Source organism: Devosia limi DSM 17137 (assembly GCF_900128975.1).
Classification (GTDB): Bacteria; Pseudomonadota; Alphaproteobacteria; order Rhizobiales; family Devosiaceae; genus Devosia; species Devosia limi.
In genome coordinates this window covers 723,397-730,627 of record NZ_FQVC01000001.1, presented here as the reverse complement: position 1 = coordinate 730,627, position 7,231 = coordinate 723,397, and the positions used below count along the sequence as shown (strand labels likewise).

At 63.2% G+C, this 7,231-nt stretch carries 6 protein-coding genes and 1 pseudogene; 1 reads left to right on the top strand and 6 read right to left on the bottom strand.

Annotation, left to right across the window (positions count from 1 at the left end; translation table 11 throughout):
- Nucleotides 1–220 precede the first annotated feature (220 nt).
- Nucleotides 221–1,212: pseudogene (locus BUA69_RS21525) on the top strand (IS30 family transposase).
- 35 nt (nt 1,213–1,247) lie between these two features.
- On the opposite strand, the gene rhaM reads toward BUA69_RS21525, so the two are convergent.
- The 6 genes from rhaM to BUA69_RS03220 form a co-directional block, all read right to left on the bottom strand.
- A complete protein-coding gene (gene rhaM / locus BUA69_RS03245; RefSeq protein WP_046133633.1) occupies nt 1,248–1,568 on the bottom strand; it encodes an L-rhamnose mutarotase in 321 nt (106 codons plus the stop codon).
- On the bottom strand, nt 1,565–2,557 hold the full coding sequence (locus BUA69_RS03240) for an ABC transporter permease (RefSeq protein WP_046133634.1): 993 nt from the start codon (nt 2,555–2,557) through the stop codon (nt 1,565–1,567). The genes rhaM and BUA69_RS03240 overlap by 4 nt, the downstream gene beginning before the upstream one ends.
- Before the next feature lie 160 nt (nt 2,558–2,717).
- Nucleotides 2,718–3,692, bottom strand: a complete 975-nt coding sequence (locus BUA69_RS03235; protein WP_046133635.1) for an ABC transporter permease — start codon at nt 3,690–3,692, stop codon at nt 2,718–2,720.
- Entirely contained in the window at nt 3,689–5,194 is a 1,506-nt protein-coding gene (locus BUA69_RS03230; protein ID WP_046133636.1) for a sugar ABC transporter ATP-binding protein, read from the bottom strand. Before BUA69_RS03230 ends, BUA69_RS03235 begins: the two co-directional genes overlap by 4 nt.
- A 171-nt stretch (nt 5,195–5,365) precedes the next feature.
- Complete coding sequence (rhaS, locus tag BUA69_RS03225) at nt 5,366–6,352, bottom strand: rhamnose ABC transporter substrate-binding protein (RefSeq protein WP_046133637.1); 987 nt, start codon at nt 6,350–6,352, stop codon at nt 5,366–5,368.
- A gap of 40 nt (nt 6,353–6,392) precedes the next feature.
- Complete coding sequence (locus BUA69_RS03220; RefSeq protein WP_046133638.1) at nt 6,393–7,199, bottom strand: DeoR/GlpR family DNA-binding transcription regulator; 807 nt, start codon at nt 7,197–7,199, stop codon at nt 6,393–6,395.
- Between the last annotated feature and the right edge of the window lie 32 nt (nt 7,200–7,231).

Here is a 7,231-nt window from a genome sequence, read left to right as displayed (position 1 = left end):
CCCCAGCCATATCCAGCTTGCGGGTAATGCACGGAATGGATCCCGGCCTGGGCCGGGATGACATCGTGGGTGGGAGGGCTGCTGGTTTGTTCGCAGGGTCATTCCGGCGGAGGCCGGAATCCAGGTTGAAGGCCCCCAGCCACATCCAGCTTGAGGGTAATGCACAGAATGGATTCCCTGAGTTCTCAAACGAAGTGCAACACCCGTTTAGGGTGTTTGGATGGGAACACATTATCGCCACTTCGACCTTGATGAGCGGATTGAGCTTGCCCGCCTATCTGGGGCGGGACACTCGGTCCGGCAGATCGCGTCAGCTCTGGATCGCGCGCCATCCTCGATTGCTCGAGAGCTGAAGCGCAATCGCGGCAGCACGATTGGCTACAAGCCAGTCTATGCCGACCAACAGGCCAGGGCGCGCCGATGGTGCGGTTGCCGGCTGGAGCGTGACGAGCCGTTGCGCAACCAGGTGCTTGGCCAATTGGCGGCCGGCTGGTCGCCCGAGCAGGTGGCGGGGCGCTCCGGCCGGATCGGGGCCGAGAGCATCTACCGCTTCGTCTATGCCCAGATCACCCGCCACAAGGATTATCGCTGGCGCCACTATTTGCCGCGCGCCAAGTCCAAGCGGGGGCGGCGCGCTCGCCGGGGTGGCAGTTCGGTCCTGCATATGGCCCACCGGCTCAGCCTGGCCGAGCGCCCCGCCGAGGTGATGGGCGGGCTCACCCCGGACACTGGGAGGCCGATCTGATGGCCTTTTCGCGCTATGGGCAGAACATCCTGATGCTGCACGAGCGCACCAGCCGGGCGCTGCTGGGGTATCGGCTGGCCTCGAAACAGGCCGATCTGGTGGCCAGCATCATCGGGCGCTCCCTGGAGCGTTTGCCGCAAGCGGCCCGCCGCACCGTCACCTTCGACAATGGAACCGAGTTCGCCCGCCACTACTGGCTGCATCAGCTCGGTATCGCCACCTACTTCTGCGATGCGCACGCGCCCTGGCAGAAAGGCGGCATCGAAAACGCCATCGGCCGCATGCGTCGCTTCCTGCCCAGGAAGACCGATCTCGCCACTATCGCCGACAACAGCTTCAACGCCCTGATTATCCGCTATAACAACACACCACGAAAATGCCTCGGCTGGAAAACGCCAGCCGAGGTCTTCAATCACAACGTGTTGCACTTCGAACGAGAATCCACCTTCCCGCCTGCGCCGGGATGACATCGTGGGTGGGGAGGGCTCCGTGGACGGCCCCCCTACTCCATCCAGAACATCGGTTTGAGGTCGACCGAGATCGGTTCGTTCCGGGCGTTGGTGGCCATGAGGTCGGCCATGTGGGCCCACCAGCGTTGCATGACGGGGTGACTGGGCAGGTCGGCCATGGTGTGGTCGGTGCGGCGCCAGAGGACGCCGAACAGGATGTTGGTTTCCTCGTCGAGATGGATCGAATAGTCGCGGACGCCGGCTTCCTTGAGCAGCGTCACCAGCTCGGGAAAAATCTCGTCATGGCGCTTCTTGTATTCGGCGGCCATGCCGGGTTTGAGCTGCATCTTGAAGGCGTGTTTTTCCTCGTTCATCGACGGCTCCGCAATTGGCGATAGAGGATCGGCAGGGCGATGACGATGATCAGCAGCGCGCCAATGAAAATCGACATGACAATGCCGGGGACGTTGAGCAGGCCGAGGCCGAAGGTGACGAGGCCCATAATCAGCGCGGCGAGGACCACGCCAATGATGGTGCCGGCGCCGCCGAGGATCGAGACGCCACCCAGCACGACCATGGTGATGGCTTCGAGTTCCCAGCCCTCGGCAATGGATGGGCGGGTGGAGCCGAGGCGCGCGGTGAGCAGGACCGCTGCCATGCCGCTCATCAGGCCGGTGAGGCAGAACAGGATGAACTTGACGCGCTCGACGCGGACGCCGGAGAATTTGGCGGCGACGTCGTTATTGCCGATGGCATAGACGCGGCGGCCGAAATTGGTGCGGTGCAGCAGCACGTAAAACACCAATGCGGCAACGGCGAACAGTACCAGTTCGAACGAAATCACCCAGAACACATAGCCCTGACCGAACCAGGCGAAGCTGGCCGGATAGCCCTTGAAGCTCTGGTCGCCCAGGATGATGAAGGAAATGCCGCGGAACAGGCTCATCGTGCCGATGGTGACGACGATGGAGGGCAGCTTGAGCCCGGTGACCAGGAAGCCATTGAAGGCGCCGCAGGCAATGCCGGTGCCGATGCCAATGGCAACGAGAACCGGCGTATCGGCGCCATATTGCAGGGCAAAGCCCATCAGCGTCGAGGCCAGCGCGATGATCGCGGCCACCGACAGATCGATCTCCCCCGAAATGATCAGCAGCGCCATGGCCAGCGCGATCAGCGCCTTCTCGGTGAAGTTGAAGGTAAGATCGCTGAGGCTCCACGCATTGAGGAAATAGGGCGAGGAGAACGAATTGACGATGAAAATCGCCACGGCGACGAGGACCAGCAGGCTTTCCCAACTGAGGATGGCGGATTTCAGCGGGTTGTCGAGCCGGTCGGGGAGATGGCGGTGGGGGGTGTCGGTCATGGCAGTATCTCCCGAAGGCGAGAAGAGACCCCCACCCAACCTCCCCCTCTGAGGGGGAGGGGCTGATGGGTGTCTGCGACGAAAATTGTGCTCGCCTGCTGGGGGGACTCCTCCCCCTTCCAGGGGGAGGTGGGGTGGGGGTTGCTGCAATTTCGCACGATCAGGCCTCCGCCCGCTTGAGGATCACCCGCCCCTGGCGGCGTTCGCCGCGGGCGTTGAGGACGACGGCGAGGAGGATGGCGGTGCCGGAGATGGCCATCTGCCAGAAGGGCGAGATGTTGATGACCGGCAGGGCATTGTTGATGACGCCGAGGAACAGCGCGCCGAGCAGCGCTCCGGCGACGGTGCCGATGCCGCCGGCGATGGAAATGCCGCCGATGACGCAGGCGGCGATGATGGTCAGTTCGTAGCCGCCGGCGACTTCGACCGAGGCGATGACGTAGCGGGAAATCCAGAGATAGCCGCAGAGGCCCGAAACGGCGCCGGCAATGGTGAAGGCGAGGAACTTGGTGCGGCCGACATTGATGCCGGTATAGACCGAGGCCGTTGGATTGACGCCGATGGCATAGAGCGCGCGGCCGAGCGGGGTTCGGGTCATCAGGATGAAGAACAGCACGGCGACGACGATAGCGAACCAGCTCAGAATCGGCAGGCCGAGGAAGGCGCCGCGCTGCAGGGCGATGAAATCGGGGCTCATCTGCGCGGCATTGACCCAGGCGCCGCCGGAAATGACGAAGACCATGCCGCGGAAAATGGTCAGCGTGCCCAGGGTGACGACGATGGGCGGAATGTTGAGCTTCCAGACCAGCAGGCCATTGAAGGCGCCGAGGCCGGCGCCGACGACGACGCAGCCGGCGATCAGCAGCGGGATCGGTACGCCCGGAAAGGCGGCATTGGTCATGGCGACGATCATGCCGGTCAGGGCCAGGTTGGAGGCCATGGACAGATCGATCGAGCGGGTGAGGATGACGGTCATCTGGCCGAGGGCCAGCATCATCAGGATCGAGGTATCGTTGAAGATGGTCAGCAGGTTGCCCGGCTGGGAGAAGCGCGGAAAACGCAGCGTGACCAGAATGACGAGCACGACGATGACCAGCGCCAGCCAGATTTCGCGGTGTTTGGCGAGGGTCTTCATGCGGCCTGCTCCTCGGCGATGCCGGCAGCCAGCCGCACCAGGGTTTCGGGCTGGAGCCCCTTATTGTCGAGGGTGGCGATGAGCCGGCCCTCGCGCATGACGACGATGCGGTCGCTCATGCCGAGCACTTCGGGCAGTTCGGACGAGACCATGATGACCGAAAGCCCCTGCTCTACCAGCTCGCCCATGAAGCCATGGACCGCGGCCTTGGAGCCGATATCGATGCCCTTGGTGGGTTCATCGAGGATGATGACCTTGGGCAGGGTGGCGAGCCATTTGGCGATGACCACCTTCTGCTGATTACCGCCCGAGAGGGTCGAAACGTCCTGGCTGAGCGAGGAGGCGCGCAGGTCGAGGCGCTCGGTATAGGTGCGGGCCAGGGCGAATTCCTCGGCGAGGCGGAGGAAACCGGACGTGCTGGTCTTGTTGAGCGAGGGCAGCGAGACGTTCTGGTAGATGGGCTGGTTGGTGATGACGCCCTGCTTGCCGCGTTCCTCGGGGACATAGACGATGCCGGCTTCGACGGCGTCGGCGGCGGAGCGCGGGGTGATGGTCTTGCCATCGAGCACCATGGTGCCGGCGGAGGGATTGGTCATGCCGAAGACGGCCTGCATGACCTCGCTGCGGCCGGCTCCGACCAGGCCATAGAAGCCCAGGATCTCGCCTTTGCGGACGGAAAAGCTGATGTCGTCGAATTCGGTGGGGTGGCTGAGGCCCCTGGCCTCCAGCACGGTCTCGCCGATCACCGCATTGCGGGCGGGGAAGATGTGATCGACGGAGCGGCCGACCATCATCTGCACGATCTGGCGCTGGCTGGTGTCCGCAATCAGGCCGGTGCCAACCATTTCGCCATCGCGGAACACGGTGAAGCGGTCGGCAATGCGATAGATTTCATCGAATTTGTGGCTGATGAACAGGATGGCCTTGCCGTCCTCCTTGAGCAGTTCGATCAGCACGTAGAGCTCTTCGATTTCCTTCTGGCTGAGGGCGGCGGTCGGCTCATCCATGATGACGACCTGCGCGTCGATGGAGAGCGCCCGCGCCACGGCGACCAGATGCTTCTTGGCGATGCCAAGTTCCTTGAGCTTGATATTGGCGTCGATGCCCGAAGCCATGGAATCGAGGGTTTCCTGCGCTTCGGCGCGCATGGTCTTCCAGTCGATCAGGCCGAAGCGGTTGCGCGGCGCGTGGCCGAGATAGATGTTTTCGGCGACCGTCAGCTCATCGAACAACACGGTTTCCTGATGGATGGCGGTGACGCCGACCTCGAAGGCAGCGTGGGCGGTGGGCAGGGTCACGGGCTTACCGGCGACGGTGATCTGGCCTGCGTCGGGCTGGTAGATGCCGGTCAGGATCTTGACCAGGGTCGACTTGCCGGCGCCGTTTTCACCGATCAGCGCAGTCACCTGCCCGGGATAGAGCTCCAGCGACACATTGTGCAGCGCGCGCACGCCGGGGAAGGTCTTGGTGATGCCGGACAGGGTCAGGATGGGGTCGGTCATGGCAATGAATACTACCGCGGCTGTTTCGCCACCGTGTCATTCCCGCGAAGGCGGGAATCCAGTCTTGTGCCCGAACGCAAAGGCGAAGAGTGGATTCCCGCCTGCGCGGGAATGACGCCGTGGACTGTTACGAGAGCGAGGCCCGGCGCCGAAGCGCCGGGCCGATAGCGATCAGTAAATCTTGGAGAATTCTTCGATGTTCGACTTGTCGAACTGGAAGGGGGCGGCCATGGCACCGGAATTGGTGTCGTCCAGGGTCACTTCACCGACGCGGCCCATGGAGAGGGTCGCGCCGGGCTTGGCTTCTTCGCCCTTGACCAGATCATTGGCCAGCATGACGGCCGAATAGCCGAGATCGATGGGGTTCCACAGGGCCACGGCCTGCGAAGCGCCATTGTCGATGAACTGCTTGAACTCGGACGGCAGGGCGAGACCGGTGACGTTGACCTTGCCGATCAGGTTCTGGTCGGTGACGACCTGGGCCGCTGCCACGACGCCGACGGTGGTCGGGGCAATGATGGCCTTGAGGTCGGGATAGGACGCGATCAGGCCCTTGGCTTCGTCGGTCGACTTGACCGAGTCGTCATCGCCATAGACGACCGAGACGAGGTTGATATTGGGGAACTTGGCGGGAATGGCGGCCTTGGCGGCTTCGATCCAGGCGTTCTGATTGGTTGCAGTCGAGGCAGCCGACAGGATGGCAACGTCGCCGCCCTCTGGCAGGTAATCGGCGGCCAGTTTGATGATGGTTTCGCCGATCAGGCCGATATCGGACGGGTTGAGGTGAAGCTGGCGGCCTTCGGGAGCAACGCCCGAGTCCCAGGAAATCACCTTGATGCCGCGCTCCATGGCCTTCTGCAGCACCGGAACCAGCGCGTCGGGATCGTTGGCGGAAATGGCGATGGCATCGACCTGCTGGGCGATCAGCGAATTGACGACTTCGATCTGGGCCTCGGCGGTGGCGGCGGTCGGGCCGGTATAGATGACCTCGACGTCGCCGAGTTCGGCAGCAGCTTCCTGGGCGCCCTTGTTGGCCGCGTCGAAGAAGCCATTACCAAGCGACTTGACGACCAGCGCGATGCGGGTCTGGGCGTAGGCGGGAGCGGCGAGCAGCACTGCAACGGCGGTGGTCGCAGCCAGAATTTTGAGCAGTTTCATAGGATTTCCCTCCCTGGGACGTTTTGGTCTTGCGATTGGCTCAGGCGACCGTCGATTGCCGGTCGGCCCGCGCACTGGTTTCCGCCACGATGAGCTGCACACCTGCCGTTTCCAGCATCTGGCGGTCTTCGTCGCGGATACCGCTATCGGTGATGACAGCGGCAATCCGGTCGAGCCCGCACAATATGAGGCTCGATCTCCCCGAAAATTTCGATGAGTCAGCAAGGACGATCAGCTCGTCCGCCTGGCCGATGAGGCCGAGTTCGGACTGCACGATCATCGGATCGGTTTCCATTAGCCCGTGGCGGCCAATGCCCTGGCAGCCAATGAACATCTTGCGGGCGAAGAAGTGGCTGGCGACGACCCCGCCAAACGGCGACAGGATGACATTCTGCTCGCGATAGACGGTGCCGCCCGGAATGACGACGCTGTTGCGCGAATTGTGCAGCAGGAACTCGGCGATGGCGAAGGAATTGGTGAATACCGACAGGCGTCGCGCCGTCAGGTGATGCACCATCTGATAGGTGGTGGTGCCGCCATTGATGATAATCGGCTCGCCGTCCTTGCACATCTCGGCGGCGACGCGGGCAATGGCGCGTTTCTGCGCCATGTTGATGGTTTCATTGACTGAAAACGGCCGCCCCATCAGGCCGCCCTGCTCGGGCGGATTGACCGCTTCGGCACCGCCCCGCACCCGGCGCAGCTCGCCGCGCACATGCAGCGCCGCAATATCACGGCGAATGGTCGCCTCGGACGTCCCGGTGATATCGACCAGTTCCGTCACCGTCGCGACGGGGCGCGATTGGACGGCGGCCAGAATTACCCGGTGGCGTTCGGTTTCATGCACAGCTTGCTCTCCCTTGGGTCAATTGAGTTTCA

Bases quoted from the DNA above. Each gene is read 5' to 3' on its own strand.
- rhaS (WP_046133637.1), bottom strand. From the start codon at position 6,352: ATGAAACTGCTCAAAATTCTGGCTGCGACCACCGCCGTTGCAGTGCTG.
- BUA69_RS03230 (WP_046133636.1), bottom strand. From the start codon at position 5,194: ATGACCGACCCCATCCTGACCCTGTCCGGCATCACCAAGACCTTCCCC.
- rhaM (WP_046133633.1), bottom strand. From the start codon at position 1,568: ATGAACGAGGAAAAACACGCCTTCAAGATGCAGCTCAAACCCGGCATG.
- BUA69_RS03240 (WP_046133634.1), bottom strand. From the start codon at position 2,557: ATGACCGACACCCCCCACCGCCATCTCCCCGACCGGCTCGACAACCCG.
- BUA69_RS03235 (WP_046133635.1), bottom strand. From the start codon at position 3,692: ATGAAGACCCTCGCCAAACACCGCGAAATCTGGCTGGCGCTGGTCATC.